Here is a 17,789-nt window from a genome sequence, read left to right on the forward strand (position 1 = left end):
AATGCCCAATTACACGTCGCCCGCGCTGTATATCGACTTCGCGCGTCTTCCCCCACCCGACGTCATCGAGACCATTGATTACGAGGTTCTGCTCCAGCGCTACAAGGACGAGGTTCTCGAAAAGAACCCGAAGCTGAAGGCAGCGCTTGTCCTCGAGCAGTCTCCGACCAACGTCATCCTGGAGCCGCAGGCCTACGGCGAGGTCCTGGTGCGAGCGCGGGTCAACGCCGCTGCACGCGCCGTCATGCTGGCCTTCGCCAAGGGCGCGGACCTTGAAAACCTGGCTGCCTTCTTCGGCGTTGAGCGCCTGCCGGACGAGCTGGATGACAGCCTCCGGCGCCGCGCTCAGATGGCGCCAGAAGCCTATTCGACGGGCGGCTCCGAGGGAGCCTACATCTTCCAGGCCCTGAGCGCCGACGTCCGCATCCGCGATGCAACGGCGACCAAGGTCAACAAATTCGGCGGCGTCAAAGTCGCCGTCATGCAGAGCGGAACCGACCCGGTACCGACCAAGGACATCATCGCCAACGTCGTGAAGCGCTTGAACCAGAAAGGGATCAAGCCGCTGACCGACGTCATCTCGGTCTGTCCGGTCATGCCGCTGCGGACGCAGATCGTTGCCAACGTCACGCTGTATCCAGGACCCGATGCCGCGCTGGTCATGAGCGACATCGGAACGGCCCTGACGAAGGTCCGCACCAACGTCTCCATGATCGGACGAGATCTGACCAGGTCGGCAATCATTTCGGCGCTCAACCAGAATGGCGTCCAGAACGTCGACCTGATCTCGCCGGCTGCCGATGTCGTGGCCGGCAATGACCAGTGCGTCGTCATCGATTCCGCAAAGGTCACGCCGCTCCCGACTAGATTGGAGTAAGCCATGGGCCCGTTCCCGACGCGCAGGATGGATCACATCCTGTCCCCGAATGCGACGGAGTACGAGCGCACGCTGGCCTCCCAGGTCGAACGCCTGCTCCAAATCGACATCCCGATCCGGCAGCTCTGGAATCCGTGGACCTGCCCTGAGAATCTGCTGCCTTACCTGGCCTGGGCTCTCTCGGTAGACCTGTGGGACTCGGAATGGCCGCTGACGAAGCGCCGGAGCGTGGTCGCGAATGCGATCAAGCATCACCAGATCAAGGGCACGCTGAAAGCCATCGAGACCTACGTCGACCTCGTCGACAGCAAGGTCCTGAAGGCCACGACGCCGCCGGCAAAGGTGTTCTCAGGCCCCTCGCTCAACAAGGAGCAGCGGGAAGCCTGGCTCGCCAAGCTGCCGCAGGTTCGGATCTACCAGAATTACCTGCGCGGCGCCGCCCGGCGTCGTATCTTCTCAGGCGGAAGCCGCTACAGCAGCTTTCTGGAGAAGAAGTTCCCGACCCCGAATGAGGCGATCACGCGGCTTTCGAAGCGAGCGTCCTGGGTCGTCAATGGTGTCGAGACCGACACCAAGATCGACAACGAAGGTACCTACTTCAGGCTCTACATCAAGGCTGTCCGGCCGTATTCGACATTCTGCAACACGCCGCTTGGCCTGAAGAAGAAGTTTCCGATGCCGTCCACGGCAGCCAGCAGGATCGTCACGATCGCCCCGATCGTCAGCGCGCCATGGCGCAGAGCGGTCGGTCCGCAGATCGAGCCGGTGTCAACCACGCCGGAGCTGATCACGATCTCCGGCAAGGAAGGCAAAGCCGTCTATTCCGGTCGCCCCATCCACAAGCGGTTCTTCGTGCCCTCAATGGCGCCGTACCACACCTACGAGCGGTATGCGGTCAATGACGGGTCCGCTGCAGACGCCAAACGTCCATCGATCCAGTTCATGGGCGTCGGGCGGTATGGCATCGAGCCGCGCTCGGCCGAGCTGAAGATCCAGATGCAGACGCGGTGGAGCAAATACAAGGCACGTCTCGCGCAGCCATTCTCTCCGAAAACGCGCTTCTTCACGCCGCATGACGGCACGCTGATGACCAAGAACCGACAGGCCATCATCGCGGCCAAGCGCATGACCGACAAGATCCTGCTCGATACCGACACCAAGCCTGGTTTCATCGCCGGCCTGCCGCGGTTCGCGGGCAGCCCGATCATCATCTGACAATAACCAGAATGCATTGGTCCCATCGTCCGCGGGGACGGTGGGCCTTTTCGCGTTCGCAGCAAGAGGCCCTTAGATGGACCAGCAAGTCATCTTTCGCGATTATCAGGAACAGACCGCGACCGATCACAACAACATCCAGGAATACGTTCAGACGGCGATGGACCACATTGTCGCCGATGCCGTTTCTGCGACACGGAAGTACTCCGGACTGATGATCACCAAGACCGGGCAGGTCGAGGTCACGATCGGCGCAGGTCGCGTCTACGATACGGGCGCCGTCTATGCACTCCGCTCGGTCCTGACCCAGTCGCTCGCCACCTACGTGGCCGCAGCGGCCCGGCGCATCGTGACGATCTCGGCCTATGGCCAGGAGGTCGAGACCGACGTCGAGCAGCGCGACTATCTGACGGACGTCGATACGGGCACCGTGGAGCCGCGCTCGGTCGCCATGACCCGCTCCCGCAACGTCCAGATCGTTTTCACGGCCGGCGCCGAGGCTGCCGACCCTGTCCCGGCTGCTGTCCCGGCCACCCATGTGGTGATCGCGAATGTGATGCTGGACACCACGCAGATCGTTTCGATCGACATCCAGGACCAGAACAAGGTCGTCTCGACCGACGCACTGGATATCCGGACCGACCTGCTGGAGACCTTCCGGTCGATCATCGAGCCGCGCGTCACATCGCTGGCGTCGGACCTCGCCGACCTCGCGAACCGCATGACCGGCCTGAGCAGCGCCTCCGACCTGTCCCGCATCTACCTCGACCTGGCTCGGGTCAAGGAGAGCCTGCGCTATCCGGCTGACGCCTCCGGCTTTGATACCGACTTCTTCCTCGATCAAACGAAGTCGGACATGACCAACAGCAAGCTGCTGGGCTTCGACGCCAGGGTCGAGGAGGGCATCCGCTTCAACAACGCCAACGCGAACCAGTTCGAGATCTCGCTGTTCTCGGCGAACGATCCGAACGCGGCGATGGCCGGCGGCTACCTGATGCCGAAATACACCAACGTGCTGAAGATCCAGACCGGCAATTACACCGAGTCGCTTGGCATCGCGCAGTACGGCTACCAGGTGCATTCGATGAAGGTCGGGTACATGTCCCGCACCCGCGTCCGGTACGGCGGAAGCTACACGGTCTGCACCAACGGCAACGCCTGGAGCACGCCCGGAAACCCGGTCGACACCACCAATCTGTACGACTTCAACACCATCGAATACTCGACGGTCACGAACAACTACAACGTTCACGGCAACGGTGACGGCGCCTGGTCACAGCGGACCGACTACTACTGGCTCGACACCTGGGAAGAGCCGTTCATGTATGAGGTCACCACGAACCTCTCCGTGACTGGTGCTCAGGTTGCGCAGACCTTCCTGGTGTCGAACGACATCATCGCGACTCAGGTGGGCTTCTACATCACCCAGAAGGCCGCGAACGAGGACATCCACATCGCTCTCTGCGAGGTGACTGCAGGCCAGCCCGACCTCGAAAAGGTCGTGCTAAAGACGGTCTACGCGCAGCAGAACATCGTCACGGGTTGGAACCTGTGCCAGATCCAGCCGACCTTCCTCGCGAAGGGCAAGCGCTATGCTTTCGTGTTCATCTCGAACGCAAACCATCAGATCGGTATGACCAACGGTCAGTCTTATCTGGACGGCACGTTTTTCTACTCGACGGACGGCATCTACTACATGGGTGACCTGACCAAGGACATGATGATCCAGGTCTATGGCGCTCAGTTCGCTTCGTCCCAGGTCGCGATCGAGTTCGCTCCGATCAACCTCGACGGCGGCTTCCGCGACATCGACATCCTCGCTGAGCAGTGGGTGCCGGGCTCGTGCGAGCTGGTCTACGAGATGCGGCCGAACGGTACCGGCGAGTGGCAGTCGCTGACCCAGGATAACTCCGGCGTGCTCGCGGTCGCTCCGCCGCTGGCTCAGTTCCGGGCTCGCTTCGTCGGCACCAGGGACATGATGCCGATCCTGCATCTCACGGGATCGCGCGTCCATGTCTCGCGGCCGAAGGCGGCCTTCAAGCACGTCTCGACGACGATGACGGTGCCGGCTCTGTCGAACGTCACGCACAACCTGACCTTCGTCAACCTGCTCGAAATGTTCGATCCGACGCCGCACACCTACGCGATGACGGTTCGGGTCGGCTCGACGGAATACTCGCCCGACACCACCGTCACGGTGCTGAAGGATGCGAAGGCGAAGCGATACGAGAAGACCTACACCTTTAGTCTGCCGGCCGGAACCACACAGTTCACGATCGAGCAGACCGGAACGACCAACTCGCCGCAGGTCACGTACCACGTTGCCGAGCGGTCGTTCTACAGCAAGTAAGGAACCAACCTCATGGCCGACACTGAAAACGCAGCCGCTCCGGCGGCTGCTGCACCCGTTGCTGTGCCGACGAATACTCCTCCGAAGCTCGCCGTCGATCCGGCGAAGAGCTATCGCCTGAAGCTCGCGCGGGCCATCGAGGTCGCTCCCAAGATCTGGGCGCGTCCCGGGCACGAGGTGATCGTCAAGGGCAACCTGATCGCTGGCCTCGGTGACGCCGTCATCGGCTACGAAGAGGTCTAAGCCCGATGGCGCGCAGGTACGATCAATTCTACCGGGTCAAGGCGAGGGATAATCTCGGTGACCCCGAGTATTGGAACCAGCGCTTCGAAGACCTCGACCGCCGAATCAACTCGAACGAAGACGGTCTTGCTGCCATCGGCGGCTTGACCTCTTACGTCGAGGGCCTCGCGCTCAACCGTCTCGATCTCGTTCTAGCGCCCGCGCTCGACAAGATCGCGCTGGTGTCCGAGCAGGGCTTCCTGCTGGCGCACGCCAACAACTCGGTGACGCTGAACGTCGCGACCACCCAGACCTTCGCGATCCCTGATGAGGCAGAGCGTGACCTCTTCGCGCCATCGCCGTTCGTCACGATCGTCAGGCAGGCCAACACCACCGACTATGCGTTCGCAAAGCTCGTCAACTGGAACCGCAGCAGCGGCCAGTTGACCCTGCAGCCCATCCAGATTTTCGGCAATGCCGGACCGTTCTCGGACTGGATCATCTACGTTGGCACCGCGCTGCCGCAGGTGGTGACGCAGGCGTTGATGGATGCTCAGGCAGCCCGCGACGCAGCGAAGGGCTATCGTGACACGGCTTCGACGTACGCGACCCAGACCGGTCAGGACAGGTCCGCGGTCGCTCAGATGAAGTCGGATGCTCTTGCAGCTCGCGACCAGTGTGCGACCTATGCGGCGAACGCCCAGATCTTCGATCCGTCATTCTACATCAAGAAGGACGTCGGCGGCACGTTCAGCGCCTCCGTCAACTTCACGGTCAGCCCGACCGTCCCAACAGTCACGGCTGGCGATAACTCGCTGAAGGCGGCATCGACCGCCTACGTCAAGAACGCGATCGACGCTCTGGTCAATGGTGCTCCCGGCACCTTGGACACGCTTAAGGAGATTGCAGATCAGTTGGCGTCCGACGAGAGCGCTGTCGGCGCACTGACAACGTCTGTGGCTGGGAAGTTGCAGAAGGATCAGAACCTCGCGGACGTGCCGAACAAGGCCGCGGCTCTGACGAACCTCGGCATCTCGTTCGCGACCCCGATTGGGGCTGCAACGATGAATGCTTCGGCCGGAACGGCAACGACCTACATGCGGTCGGATGCGAGCATCAAGCTCGACATGTCGATCCAGCCGACGTGGACCGGCAAACACATTCACCAGTTCAGCTCTGGACAGACATACGGCTTCAACCACAACACCTACGGTGGCCTGACTGTCTATGCGCCTGACCAGGGTGCCGCATTCGTCACCTACCACCGCGGTGCCTATGCGGTACAGGCCGGCCTCGATGGCGATAACTGGTGGCGTATCGGCGGATGGTCGGATGGGGCGAACTGGCGGTTCGGCGTTTCTGGCGTTGGCGACGGCTACCTGCGAGGATCACTCGGCGTAGGAACCTTCGCATCGACGCAAAGCGGTTCGATTGTTGCTACTGGCGATGTCGTCTACGGCGCCTCTGACATCCGTCTGAAGGACGAGATCCAGGTGATCGAGGACGCGCTGGAGAAGGTCAAGAAGCTGAGAGGCGTGACCTGGATCCAGAGCGATCTTGCCAAAGAGGTCGGGGCCCCTGAGCAGAAGTTTCGCAAGGCTGGTTTGCTTGCGCAGGAGCTGCGTGAAGTCCTTCCTGAGGCTGTCGGCATTGCGCCGTTTGACCGTGACGAGGACGGCAACAGCAAGTCAGGGAGCGAGTTCCTGAACATCTTCTATGAGCAGGTCACTGGTCTCCTCGTCGAGGCGATCAAGAGCCTGGCGACCAGGGTGGAAGGGTTGGAGGGCGCATAATGGCCGTACCATCAACAGGCGCGGTCGGATTTTCGACCGTCAACTCTGTGTTCGGTTGGGGCAATCAAATGAGCCAGTACGCCGGAAGAACGTACTACAGGGCAGGTGGCGGCGGGACGTTCCCGACGGCCAACTTCCCAATGTCTTCGTTCTACGGGACTTCCGGACACGATGAATGGAACTGTGCGTGCGCTTGCGATTGCGGCGCATGCGGTAAGTGAGGACATGATGGATCAGGTGCCGAGCAGCACGTTTAGCTACAAGATATTGGACGTCAGCCAGGATGGTTGGGCTCGTGTCGAGTATAAGCACGGGCTGCTCGGCAGCATGATCAAGAACGTCCTCGTTCCTCTCCACTTCTCCGCAGATGAGCAGCGGGGAGCCATCGTGATGCAGTTTCCGTCACAGCCCTTCCTTGCGCGGTGGATGTCGATCTTGTCGCGCAGCTCGCCATTGGCCCCGGCGGCCATGGAAGGGCAGTTCACATACCGAATTGACCGTCCGATGGAAGACCCTGTCGGTCTGCCTCTGGAAACGCACAAGGTGTGACGATGCAGTTCAGGCGCATCCGTTTTGAGAATTTCACGATCACGATCTTCACGGCCCATGCCGGAGAAGAGCGCATCTGCCCTCCAGTGGAGCTGACGCGCGGATTGACGTGGGCAGACGCTCCGTCGATCGCCTATCTGCTCGAAGGCAAGCCTGATGCTCATCCGCTCTACACGATCCCGGTCTACACGAAGGGCGGATTTGAGGCGCTCGGCGGCGATCACGCGCCTGACCCGCGGCCGGCTGGGAGCGGCGCGACCCAGTTCGTGCGCGGCATTGACAACTATCGCCTCCGCGCCACGGCGGAAGGCAGCGAGTACCACTGCATAACGCCGAAGAGCAAGGTGCCGTTCTTCTGGCAGCGCGCTTTCGTGTCCGGACAGGCCGGCGAGACGTTCGATGTGGAACCAGGCAACTTCATCTACCTCGCCGAGGGCCTCATCGAAATCTCCCATAGCCAGTTCCGTGGCGCGACGATGCTGGAGATCTCCAGGCCGCTCACGGCCAAGATCATCGAGCCTGTGATGGGCGCCAAGCTCTGGCGCTGAAAGGAGCCAAATGCCCAAGATCCGCTTTCTGACGCCGGCTGACTTTGGCGACATGTGCGACATCATCGACAAGCACAGCAGCGGAATGGGTGCCTGGTGCAATGACCCTGAGGCACCCACAAAGCAGAACTTCCGCCAGCTCGCGAAGGACCATGTGGACCTTTGCTTTGAGCACGCGATGTCGAGCTTCTGGGGGTATTTTGACGACTCTGGAAAGCTTGTCTCCTGGGTCAACTTCACCCGCTGGGCCGACAACGACAACATCACGATCCGATCCGTCATCGAAGATCCAGAGGCAGCACTGCCAAGGCAGGACGGCGCCGCATGGTCAGACGCCGCGGTCGATCTTGTGAATTGGGGCATCGGCTTCTTCTGGACCGATGGCATCTCGACCTTCTGGAGCCGGCTGTTCGCCGGCAGAGAGGATCGGCACATCTCGGCGCATCCGAACTGCATGCTGACGCAGTACGCGCGGGAGAAGGTCGTCGACATCCCGGGAGGCCAGCGGCCCCCGCAGGAATATCAGAGGGTCACGTGGTCATCGTTCGACGACGCCACGGCGATCTATCGGTTCAATGACCCGCTGCCCATGGCGGCATACCTGCAAAGTGCCAGATGATCCGACTTGAAATGCTGAGTAGCGACGGAGAGGTCGTGCCTCTGTTCTACGATCAGCACGCCTCACGGCTGCTCGACAATAATGGCTTCAGGGCCGTCGATTTCTCCAATAACCCGATGCTTGAGCGTGAGCCTGTGCAAGCTCGCCCGTTCATCGCGGTCGATTATGACCAGCCTGGACGCAAGGTGCGTCAAGTGAAGAAGCTGAAGATTCAGCTCGGTCTCGGATGCAACAAGGCCTGCTCCTATTGCCTTCAGGCAGCCCAGATCAACAAGGCCGCGGCGTCGTCGACGCGCGATGCCAGCGAGTTTTTGGCGAACATCGATGGCTGGATCGAAGCTCCTGAGGGGATGGAGAAGGTCGAGTTCTGGGGCGGCGAGCCGCTACTCTACTGGAAGAAGATCGAGATACTCGCACCCGAGCTGATCAAGAAGTTCCCGAACGCGCGGTTATCGATCATCACGAACGGCGAATTGCTGACGCGGGAGATCGTCGACAAGCTGAAGGCCTGGAACTTTTCGATGGCGATCAGCCACGATGGACCGGGCCAGGCGGTGCGCGGGAGCGACCCGTTTGAGGATCCGCACCAGTTCGCGATGATCCAGTATGCGCAGAAGACGTTTCACCCGCGCTTCTCGTTCAACGCGGTGTTGACGCCGGCAAGCAACGATGTCAACGCCATCATCGATTGGTTCCAGGATTGCATTCCGGGCTGCAATGTTGGTTTTGAGGGCGTGGTTCACAGCTATGCCGGCGATCCCGCCTCGATCTTCTCAGAAGAGAAGCTCGGTCAATTCAGCGACGTTCTGTCGAGGCAGCTGATCGATGGGTCCGCGCTCCGTTCGTTCATGCTCCACGACAAACTGCGGCGTGCCGTCAGGTCGATGGTCAACGAGCGCTCCTCGGAGTCTCTCTTCCAGAAGTGCGGCATGGACATGCCGGAATATCTGGCGGTCGACCTCAAGGGCAATGTCATGACCTGCCAGAATGTGGGGGCCAACGGCAACCACAAGATCGGGCACGTCAGCGAGTTCGAAGACATCGCGCTCAACACCTCTCGCCACTGGAGCAAGCGCCCGGAGTGCCAGAGCTGCCCCGTGCTGCAGCTGTGCCAGGGTGCGTGCATGTATCAGGGCGGCGACAACTGGACCCACAGCTGCAACGCCGAGTTCTACTACAACCTGGCCTTCTTCAGGGCGGCACTGTTCATCCTGACGGGTCGCTGGATGGTCGGCTTCAGCGGGGACATCGTGAGGCCAAGGCTCAAGAAGGATCGAGATGTCGAAGTTCGCTGATCTCGTCGAGAAGCTCGATAGAATCCCGCACCTCGACCTCGGTAAGAAATACGACACGAATCTCTTACAGTCGGAACTGTCGAAAATAGACCCAACGATGTTCGCGTCGTTCAGGTCCAAGAGCCGGAATGCACAGCATATCGGAAAGTTCTGGAGCGGCTTCTCGTTGGTTGCTCCTGACGGGGCGATCCACGACGACCTGACCGAGGCGCCATACCAAGGCAGGACAGGATATGTGTGGACGCCTGTTGCGGAGGGTAGCCCCTACATCAAGCAGGTGGTCACCGAGCTTGGCGGAGAGGGGCAGCGCGTCAGGCTGATGCGCGTCAAGGCAGGCGGAAGCCTGACCTGGCACCGCCACGGGTCCGAGCTGTCGATGATCATGGGCGTCAATGGCAAGCGTCCAAACTGGTACGAGCTGATCGTCCACGTTCCGATCCGGACCAACACGGAGTTCAGCTACGAGGTCATCGAGACCAGGATCTTCGAGTTGGCCGACTATTCGGCTGGCCAGCTTCAGATCCATCAGAAGAACTATCCTGCTGGAGAGGCCTGGGCCTTCAACGGCGCGCACTATCATAACGTCTTCAACCGATCGAGGACGGATGACAGGTACGCCATCATGCTCACCCTCGACATCAGGATGAGAAAGACCTTCGATATCGTCTCCGCTGCCGTCGAGCGTTACCTAGCCAACGGCGAAGGACCACTGATGCCGGCTCTGTAGCCGTATCCCACCAAACACCAACACCACCCTCCACCAGGCCGCCCCTCACCGGGCGGCTTTTTTCGTTTGGGAGAACCATACGTGACTGTTCAATATCTCCACGGCATCGAGACGATCGAACTCGATAGCCCCTCGGGTCCGGTTGAGACCGTCAAGTCGAACGTGATCGGCTTGGTCGGAACCGCCCCGAACGCCGACCCGGATATCTTCCCGCTCAACACTCCGGTCCCGGTGTTCGCCGACGCCCTGAAGGCAGGCCAGCTCAAGAGCGATGGCACCCTGCTCGACGCCGTGGACGCCATCTACAGCCAGAAGTCGGCAGTGGTCGTGGTGACCCGCGTGGCCGAAGGCCAGAGCATGGAAGGGACCTGGTCGAACGCGGTTGGCTCGCCGACCGGCAAGACCGGCATCTGGTCGCTCCTGAAGTCGCGTCCGACGCTGCAGGTCATCCCGAAGCTGCTCTGTGCACCCGGCCTCACCTCCGGTCGCCCGACCAATGGCGTCAAGAACCTGGTCATCGGCGACGTCGGCCAGAACTACGTGCTCTCCACGACCACGATCATCATCGACGCACCTCCGGCCGGCGGCCGGCAGGCCAAGGCGGTGCCCCAGGTTGTTGGGGGCAAGCTGACCGGCGCGATCATCACCGACCCCGGCTATGGCTACGTCGCAGTGCCCAGCGTGACCGTGACGGGCGCCGGCACTGGCGCAACCCTCACCGCAACCCTCGGCCACGTTGCCAATCCGGTTGGCGTTGCCTTTGCGTCGATCGTCGATCGCCTCCGCGCGGTGGCATTCCTCGACGGTCCCGGCACCTCGTATGAGGACGCTGTCGAGTACCGCGGTGACTACGGCAGCCAGCGCATCTCGATCGTCGACCCCGGCGTCCTGTCTTGGGACACCGAGAACTCGGTCTACGTGCAGAAGCCTGCTTCGGCCTACGCGGCCGGCATCCAGGCCCGCGTCGATGAGGAGAAGGGCTTCTGGTACTCGTTCTCGAACGAGCTGATCCAGAACATCGGAGGCCCCGCACGTCCGGTCGACTTCATGCCGAACGACCGCGACAGCGAAGCCAACATGCTCAACTCCAACCAGGTCACGACCATCATCCACGATGATGGCTTCCGGTTCTGGGGTCTGCGCAACACCGGCACCGACCCGCTCTGGGCTCAGCTGTCGGTCCGCCGCACCGCGGACATGGTGTACGAGAGCCTGGAGCGCGCCGAGCGCGTCCGGCTCGACAAGCCGTTCAGCTACCAGCTGCTCTCCGGCATCCAGGGCGACGTCAACGCTTACCTCCGTCTGCTCCGCTCGCGCGGCGCGCTGATCGGCGGCAAGTGCTGGATCGACAAGTCCATCAACACCCCGGCGACCTTCGCCAACGGTGAGCTGACGGTGGACTTCGATCTGGAGCCCCCGGCCTGCTTGGAGCACCTGCAGTTCCGCGCCCGCCGCAACCCGAACTACTACGCGGACTTCATCGAGGAGTTTTCGCGGCAGGTTGCGACCAGCTAAGCGCTGCTTCGCCTCCGCAACGATCACATCACCAAGAGCCATCGCGGGTCGCTCGGTCCTTCCTGGGCCGGACGCGCTCCGCATGGCCGGAGAGTTAAATGGCAAACAACAACCTTCGCGACTCCAACATTCTCCAGGACTTCACGGTCTGGATCCAGGACATCGGCAAGATCGGCGAGTCCCCCGAGTTCCAGCCCCCGGAGATCAACATCGAGGTCGAAGAGTTTCGCGGTGGCGGCATGGACGGCACCGTCGAGATCCCGATGGGCATCGAGAAGATCGAGTTCGACTTCCAGCTCCACACCTGGGACGAGCAGATCTGGCAGAACCTCGGCTATGGCCCTGGCTCGCTCGACGTTCCGGTCACCTTCCGCGGCTACATGCTGACGGCAGCCGGCGGGGAGAAGGGCGTGATCATCGAGACCCGCTCGCTGATCAAGTCCATCAAGCCCGGCAAGGCCACGCCCGGCAAGAAGGTCGAGATGACGATCAATCTGTGTGCGAATTACTACGCGCACTACATCGACAACAACCTCGTCACCGAGATCGACGTCTTCAACAAGATCACCAACATCGGCGGCGTCGACAAGACCGCCAATGCCCGGCAGATCCTGGGCTTCACCTACTAAGCCCGAGATCTCCCGAACTTCAGGCCTCGCCATCCGGCGGGGCCTTTTTCTTTCCCTGTCACATAGGTGTGCAAGCCAATGACGATCAAAGTGTTCAACCTCACCCATCCCTTCGAGTATCGCGGCGCGAACTACATCGAGTTCAAGGCTCGCCGGCCGAAGGTGCGCGATCTCCGCAACTTCGTGAAGAACGTCGACCGCGACAGCGTTGCGGCCTTCGAGAAGGCGCTCGCCGATCTGTGCGAGGTCGACGAGAAGATCATCGCCGAGATCGACATCGAGGACTTCGGTCCGATGAAGGCGTGGTTCGAGAGTTTTTTGAAGCCCATGCTGAACGGATCGGACGAATAATCGAGGACTCGTTCCCAATCTTCGAGCGCTTCCACTGGACGCTTGACGCCGTCGAGGCGCTCGAATGGGACGACTTCCTCTTAATCGCCGATGGCGTTCAGTTCCTGAATAAGCGTGATCAGGAAGCGATGGAAGCCGCGCAAAAGGCCCGGGGGCGTTAACCCCGGGTCGCCCTTTCCCTCTCCAGGAGCGGTGATGGCCGACGAAACTCTCGACATTAGGGCCAGGCTTACGGCCGAAGACCAGGCCTCTGCCAATATCAAACGGCTCCTCACCCAGATCAAGCAGCTCGAGGCTCAGATCAAGAAGAGCTTCGCTGCAGCCCCGATCAAGGGATCAATCGTCGATCCCGAAGTCCAGAGCAAAGCGCAGAAGGCGCTCAAGGTCACCGAGAAGGGCTTCAACCGCCTGACCGAAGAACAGAAGCGTTGGGCTCGCGAGCAGAAGATGCTCGGGCGGATGAACACCACGGTCTGGACCAAGATCACCAACGACATCAACAACTCGGTCAGCGCTTTCCAGAAGTCGACCGGCAAGAAGCGCGCCGAGCTGGCGCGTCAGCTCCGCGACCAGGTCGGATACGCACGAGCGTTCCGATACGTCTACATGCAGGAGCACGAGAGACATCAGCGCGCTGTATCCCGGCATCATCAGGCTTTGAGCCGGCTTGAGCTGGCAAAGCAGCGCCGCGACGAGGTGATGGAGCGAGCCAAGAAGCGGCTGTCCGATAGATCCGAGGCTGAGAAGAAGCGTGCGCTCGCTAAGGCGGCCAGGGAGCAGAAGCAGCACCTGGAGAAGCTGGAGCGCCAGGAGCGCCAGGCAGCCCGTGAGCGGGCTCGTGCTGAGAAGCAGGCGCTTGAGGAGCGCGCTCGCGTTCGTCGTGGCCTGAGGCGTGGCTTCAACCGCGTCCGTGAAGTCCCGGGCCGCCTGTCCAGCATTGGACGGACGGTCGGCATCGGAGGCGCGCTGTCTGCAGCCGGCCTCGCCATGGGGACCAGGTCAGCGGTCCGCGCCGCAGTCAACGTCGACGCGGCTGAGACCTCCGCGCGCATGAACATGGACCAGTCCAAGCTCAATGCACGAGACCTGCGTGACAACTGGGCGCTCCCCACTGCTGTCAAGATGGGTATCGACCCTGGCACGCTGATGGGCGGAGCAGTCGAGGCGTCGAAGGCTGGCGTCCCTGAGGGGATGTCCAAGGCTGCCGCGGAGATGTCGTTCAAGACCGCCAAGCGCTTCGGCATCGATCCCAGCGAGATGATGACGGCCATCGGCCGTGCGGTTGCCCAGGAAATCGGCTCCGGCCGCATGCAGGGCAACGATATCACGGGGCTGACCCGCAAGTTCAACATCGCATCGACCCTCGCGGCAGAGACCGCGACCGACCCCGCTGAAACCCTGTCGTTCCTGCGATCTGGTCTCGGTGCTGGTGCATCGGTTGGCATGTCCGACGTCGGCACCATGGCATTCGGCAACGCCGCAATCCTGGCCGGCGCTCAGGCACGTCAGGCGTCGCGCTTCCTGTCCCACCTTGGAGAGCAGTTCTCCGAGCTGGAGATGAAGCGCAAGATGATCAACAGCAAGGGTCATCGGACTGAAGAGGATCGCCTCTTCATGTCGATCCCCACCAGACTCGGCTTCGGCTCGCTCGGAAACATGCGTGCGATGCTGAAGGACAACCCCGACGAAGGTCTGTTCAAGATCATCGAGTCCTTCCGCAACATCAAGGATCTCGAAAAGCGCAGCCAGGCGCTGCATGCCTTCTTCGGTTCTGAGTTCGGACCGATCATCAAGAACATGATCGACGCTCCGGGCAACATGTGGGAGAACCTGAAGATCGCCCGCAGGGCGGCGGCCGAGAACCCAGAGAACAACGGGATCAACCGGGCCTGGGCGGAATACCAGAAGGGCCTTGAGAACATGATGGACCGCCTCGGTGCGGTTTGGAAGGTTCTGAAGGCTGAGATCGGTGACACGCTGAAGCCGTTCATCGAGCAGATCAGCGTCTGGGCTGGCGACATGTATGAGTCGCTCAAGACCGGCGGCATGAAGGAGCGCCTGAGGGCGTTCATCAATGGTCTGATCGAGGGCTTCACCGGGAAGAAGGGAGCGACCCTCCGAGATCTCCTGGATCAGGTCTTCGGAAAGCCTGGCAGCCAGAGTGGCTGGAGCGCCGAGAACATCGGAAAATTCGGCAAGGGCCTCGCTGAAGGAATCACCTCGATCATTTCGGCGATCGGATCTGCCGGAAAGATTATCCTCCAGATGTTCGGACAGAACTCGTCCGATCCTGAGGTGATCGGCAAGTTCGCCGGCCGTATCACCGCATTGGTGGTCGCACTGACGGCGCTGGCCCCGGTGATGAGCGTGTTCTCATCGCTGGTCGTTGGCATCGTCGCCATCGGCGCTGCGCTCAAGGGCGTTGGCAAGGGCGTGGTCAGCAAGGCTGTCTTGGCGATGCTCGCCAAGCTCGGAGTTGGTGGCCTCACCGGCGGCATGCTCGGCGGCATCATGATGGGTGATGGCCGCGCGGACAACAGCGCCGAGGACATGGACGCCCTCCAGAAGGAGGCCGGCAAGAGCAGGGGTCAGCCCAAGGGCGAGAACAAGTTCAAGGGCAAGGGTTGGGTGCCGCCTCCGGCGATGAAGCCCGGAGAGAGCACCGAGGAGTACCTCAAGCGCCTGGAACTGCTGAAGCGGTCGAGCTACACCGGCCCGACCGACTTCTCCGGTCGTCGTCGCACCAGCCAGGTCGACGATTTGACGGACCAGCTGAAGAAGCTCGGCGGCAACGTCGAGAAGGCTGCCTTCATCGGCAGCGGCATCGGCTCAACTGGCAGTGCTGTTGCATCGTCTCTTGGAGGCGGTGGCTCCGGCGGTCGCATCATGGCCCTCGGGTCTGGTAGCGGCAGCCCTACCGCGCTGTTCAGCAGCACGCCTGGCCGCATTCTGCCTGACTTCGGTGTCGGCTCCAGCGGCTCGATCCTGCATCGTGGCGGCGGACTCATTCGAAACGGTTCGAACGGACGCATCATCAGCCCGAGCAACGTTCCCAGCTTCAGCGGCGGGGGAGGATCGTCAGCCGACGACGGTGTCGGAGCTGGCCTGGCCGGCTCTGAGTTCCTGCAGGCAAGGCGCGCTCGGTTCGCTGAGGAGCTGAAGAACGATCCGACCCTGAGGATGCACCTCGCGGCCATGCAGATGACCGAAGGCGCGAGCGGCGGCGGAACGATTGAGGCTCTGATGAACCGCATGGACATGACGGGGCAGTCGCTTCGTCACGGCCTCGGTGCAGGCCAGGACGGTCTTCCGAACACGAAGTTCCAGTTCTACGGGCCGATCAAGCGTCATGAGCTGCCGGGGGCAATCCGGAAGCTTCAGAACGATCCGAAGCTGTTTGCGAAGTACGATCGCTATACGCAGCAGGCGCTCGCCGGAAGCCACAAGATCGGTGGCTTTACCGACCAGGGACTGCCGACCGATCCGAACGGCACCGTCACGCGGCGTCGTAAGGGGTTGCCCGCGCTGCCGACCGTGAACTACGGCGGCAACGAGTTCACCGAATGGCTCGGAAACAAGCGGTCTCGCGATTATCGCCAGATGATCGAGAAGGGCATCGCTGGCGAGACCTCCAAGGTCCCGTCTGCCGGCGCAGCCACGAGCAAGGTGCCGATGCCCGCTACTCCGGGTGCTGGCGCTGGTGATGTTCGCATGGGCGGAGGCGGTCAGGTCGCGATCCACATCAACGGTGGTTCGCATGATCCTGAATCTCTCGCGCTTCTGGTCCAGCGCCGCATCGACGAGTCCATGAACTACCGCGCTCACGACAGCGAGTCCGAATACACCTAATGCGCCTGGCCCTACGGGGCCGGGACACAACTTCCACCGATAGAGGCCTCGCCATCCGGCGGGGCCTTTTCATTTTGAGAGGGTTCTATGGCGTCTGTGCTCATGGGTTTGGGTTCGCTCGAACCCAACGCGAGCGACAATGTGATCCTTTTCTACGTCCCACTGCCGAACAACGACACGCCCGGCTTCGAGCAGCTGCAGCGCGATCGACAGTTCACCTGGGTTTCTAACGACCGCCTGTCGCGCGATCCCGCGATGCAGTTCACTGGGCCTGGAGAAGAGAACATCGTCGTCGAAGGTCGGATGTATCCGTATCACTTCGGCGGCCTCTCAACCATCAAGCTGCTCGATCAGGCCGGCCGATCAGGTAAGCCTTACATTCTGGCGCGCTTCTATCCGCTGTCGCAGCCTGGCGGTTCTCTTTCGTATGGCAGCGAGAACCTTGGCAACTTCGTCATCAAGCGGCTTCGCACCGTGGAGTCCAAGATCGGCACGATCGGCATCGCGCACAAGATCGACTTCCAGCTGGAGTTGACGCGGTATGGCGACGACCTGAACACTGCAGCTGCTCAAGATTTCTGGGCCACATGATGTCGATTTACGTCACCAAGATGTTCGACCGGCTCGATCGCATCGTTTACGCACGGTACGGCTCGGCCAACAACCGTCTCGTGGAATGGGTCCTCGAGCAGAACGACGGCATCGAGCTATATGGCATCGTTCTACCGATGGGCGTCAGCATCAACCTCCCGGAGCCTCCGGTGAAGGTCGCCGCGGTGCCTGTCCTTCCGCAGCTATTCCTCTGGGACTAATACATTGTGGTCTATCTAAAGCTCCTTGACTCGCGAATATAGGTGTGCGCGCAATAGGCATGCTGTTAGGTAGCTCAGGAGAAGAAAATGAAGAGGATAATTGCAATTGTCTGCTTTGTTTTGTCTTTAATCGCATCTGAAGGACCGGCCGCAGCCCAAAAAATCTGTGTGCTATCCTGTCCGGACTTCTGTACGGCCTCGGAGAGTGGCAGGTTTTGTAGCTGCAAGTGTGAGAAGGTATCTCCGGATCCGTTTTCGATTCTCGGCTTTAACAAGCCAGGAAGCGTTTCCCTCTCTCCAACATGGCCTAACGAGCCAACGCAATCCGGGAGGGGCCGAGGTCGTTCAAACAGAGGACCATCTGGCTCGGTGGCGTATGTCGGAAGTGATAGTCCGGATGCTAGACCGCGCGAGACTGGTAACCAAACTTGGGAGCGA

16 protein-coding genes are annotated in these 17,789 nt (G+C 61.2%); all 16 read left to right on the forward strand.

The window, feature by feature from the left end; genetic code table 11:
- The first annotated feature begins 1 nt into the window (after window position 1).
- The 16 genes from QW887_RS10015 (at window position 2) to QW887_RS10090 (ending at window position 17,351) form a co-directional block, all read left to right on the forward strand.
- Window positions 2-877, forward strand: a complete 876-nt coding sequence (locus QW887_RS10015; RefSeq protein WP_316194463.1) for a baseplate J/gp47 family protein — start codon at window positions 2-4, stop codon at window positions 875-877.
- Between the two features lie 3 nt (window positions 878-880).
- Window positions 881-2,092, forward strand: a complete 1,212-nt coding sequence (locus QW887_RS10020; RefSeq protein WP_315768368.1) for a phage tail protein I — start codon at window positions 881-883, stop codon at window positions 2,090-2,092.
- A gap of 76 nt (window positions 2,093-2,168) precedes the next feature.
- Window positions 2,169-4,442 carry a hypothetical protein gene (locus tag QW887_RS10025; RefSeq protein WP_316194464.1) on the forward strand — a complete coding sequence of 758 codons (2,274 nt, stop codon included), beginning with the start codon at window positions 2,169-2,171 and terminating at the stop codon, window positions 4,440-4,442.
- A 12-nt stretch (window positions 4,443-4,454) separates the two neighbouring features.
- Window positions 4,455-4,685, forward strand: coding sequence for a hypothetical protein (locus QW887_RS10030; protein ID WP_315740132.1), 231 nt, complete (start codon window positions 4,455-4,457; stop codon window positions 4,683-4,685).
- A 5-nt stretch (window positions 4,686-4,690) separates the two neighbouring features.
- Window positions 4,691-6,457: a tail fiber domain-containing protein gene (locus QW887_RS10035; RefSeq protein ID WP_316194465.1), complete on the forward strand. Its 1,767-nt coding sequence runs from the start codon at window positions 4,691-4,693 to the stop codon at window positions 6,455-6,457.
- A 171-nt stretch (window positions 6,458-6,628) separates the two neighbouring features.
- Window positions 6,629-7,006 carry a hypothetical protein gene (locus tag QW887_RS10040; RefSeq protein WP_315768363.1) on the forward strand — a complete coding sequence of 126 codons (378 nt, stop codon included), beginning with the start codon at window positions 6,629-6,631 and terminating at the stop codon, window positions 7,004-7,006.
- 2 nt (window positions 7,007-7,008) lie between these two features.
- Window positions 7,009-7,554: a hypothetical protein gene (locus QW887_RS10045; RefSeq protein WP_316194466.1), complete on the forward strand. Its 546-nt coding sequence runs from the start codon at window positions 7,009-7,011 to the stop codon at window positions 7,552-7,554.
- Between the two features lie 10 nt (window positions 7,555-7,564).
- Complete coding sequence (locus QW887_RS10050) at window positions 7,565-8,173, forward strand: hypothetical protein (RefSeq protein ID WP_316194467.1); 609 nt, start codon at window positions 7,565-7,567, stop codon at window positions 8,171-8,173.
- Between the two features lie 35 nt (window positions 8,174-8,208).
- The gene (locus QW887_RS10055) at window positions 8,209-9,468 is read left to right on the forward strand and encodes a radical SAM/SPASM domain-containing protein (RefSeq protein WP_315768357.1); all 1,260 of its coding nucleotides are present in this window, start codon (window positions 8,209-8,211) and stop codon (window positions 9,466-9,468) included.
- On the forward strand, window positions 9,452-10,195 hold the full coding sequence (locus QW887_RS10060; RefSeq protein ID WP_316194468.1) for a hypothetical protein: 744 nt from the start codon (window positions 9,452-9,454) through the stop codon (window positions 10,193-10,195). Before QW887_RS10055 ends, QW887_RS10060 begins: the two co-directional genes overlap by 17 nt.
- Before the next feature lie 81 nt (window positions 10,196-10,276).
- Complete coding sequence (locus QW887_RS10065) at window positions 10,277-11,710, forward strand: phage tail sheath subtilisin-like domain-containing protein (RefSeq protein ID WP_316194469.1); 1,434 nt, start codon at window positions 10,277-10,279, stop codon at window positions 11,708-11,710.
- Window positions 11,711-11,808: 98 nt separating this feature from the next.
- On the forward strand, window positions 11,809-12,339 hold the full coding sequence (locus QW887_RS10070) for a phage major tail tube protein (protein ID WP_315740140.1): 531 nt from the start codon (window positions 11,809-11,811) through the stop codon (window positions 12,337-12,339).
- 78 nt (window positions 12,340-12,417) lie between these two features.
- Window positions 12,418-12,690 (forward strand): phage tail assembly protein, encoded by a 273-nt coding sequence (locus tag QW887_RS10075; protein ID WP_316194470.1) that lies wholly within the window; start codon window positions 12,418-12,420, stop codon window positions 12,688-12,690.
- A 114-nt stretch (window positions 12,691-12,804) separates the two neighbouring features.
- Window positions 12,805-16,539 (forward strand): hypothetical protein, encoded by a 3,735-nt coding sequence (locus QW887_RS10080; RefSeq protein WP_316194471.1) that lies wholly within the window; start codon window positions 12,805-12,807, stop codon window positions 16,537-16,539.
- Between the two features lie 87 nt (window positions 16,540-16,626).
- Window positions 16,627-17,130, forward strand: coding sequence for a phage tail protein (locus tag QW887_RS10085; protein ID WP_316194472.1), 504 nt, complete (start codon window positions 16,627-16,629; stop codon window positions 17,128-17,130).
- On the forward strand, window positions 17,127-17,351 hold the full coding sequence (locus tag QW887_RS10090; protein WP_316194473.1) for a tail protein X: 225 nt from the start codon (window positions 17,127-17,129) through the stop codon (window positions 17,349-17,351). Before QW887_RS10085 ends, QW887_RS10090 begins: the two co-directional genes overlap by 4 nt.
- Window positions 17,352-17,789 lie beyond the last annotated feature (438 nt).

This window comes from Bradyrhizobium sp. SZCCHNRI3052, assembly GCF_032484895.1.
GTDB lineage: Bacteria > Pseudomonadota > Alphaproteobacteria > Rhizobiales > Xanthobacteraceae > Bradyrhizobium.

Bases quoted from the DNA above. Each gene is read 5' to 3' on its own strand.
- QW887_RS10050 (WP_316194467.1), top strand. From the start codon at position 7,565: ATGCCCAAGATCCGCTTTCTGACGCCGGCTGACTTTGGCGACATGTGC.
- QW887_RS10090 (WP_316194473.1), top strand. From the start codon at position 17,127: ATGATGTCGATTTACGTCACCAAGATGTTCGACCGGCTCGATCGCATC.
- QW887_RS10030 (WP_315740132.1), top strand. From the start codon at position 4,455: ATGGCCGACACTGAAAACGCAGCCGCTCCGGCGGCTGCTGCACCCGTT.
- QW887_RS10020 (WP_315768368.1), top strand. From the start codon at position 881: ATGGGCCCGTTCCCGACGCGCAGGATGGATCACATCCTGTCCCCGAAT.
- QW887_RS10070 (WP_315740140.1), top strand. From the start codon at position 11,809: ATGGCAAACAACAACCTTCGCGACTCCAACATTCTCCAGGACTTCACG.
- QW887_RS10040 (WP_315768363.1), top strand. From the start codon at position 6,629: ATGAATGGAACTGTGCGTGCGCTTGCGATTGCGGCGCATGCGGTAAGT.
- QW887_RS10045 (WP_316194466.1), top strand. From the start codon at position 7,009: ATGCAGTTCAGGCGCATCCGTTTTGAGAATTTCACGATCACGATCTTC.
- QW887_RS10025 (WP_316194464.1), top strand. From the start codon at position 2,169: ATGGACCAGCAAGTCATCTTTCGCGATTATCAGGAACAGACCGCGACC.
- QW887_RS10035 (WP_316194465.1), top strand. From the start codon at position 4,691: ATGGCGCGCAGGTACGATCAATTCTACCGGGTCAAGGCGAGGGATAAT.
- QW887_RS10060 (WP_316194468.1), top strand. From the start codon at position 9,452: ATGTCGAAGTTCGCTGATCTCGTCGAGAAGCTCGATAGAATCCCGCAC.
- QW887_RS10085 (WP_316194472.1), top strand. From the start codon at position 16,627: ATGGCGTCTGTGCTCATGGGTTTGGGTTCGCTCGAACCCAACGCGAGC.
- QW887_RS10015 (WP_316194463.1), top strand. From the start codon at position 2: ATGCCCAATTACACGTCGCCCGCGCTGTATATCGACTTCGCGCGTCTT.
- QW887_RS10075 (WP_316194470.1), top strand. From the start codon at position 12,418: ATGACGATCAAAGTGTTCAACCTCACCCATCCCTTCGAGTATCGCGGC.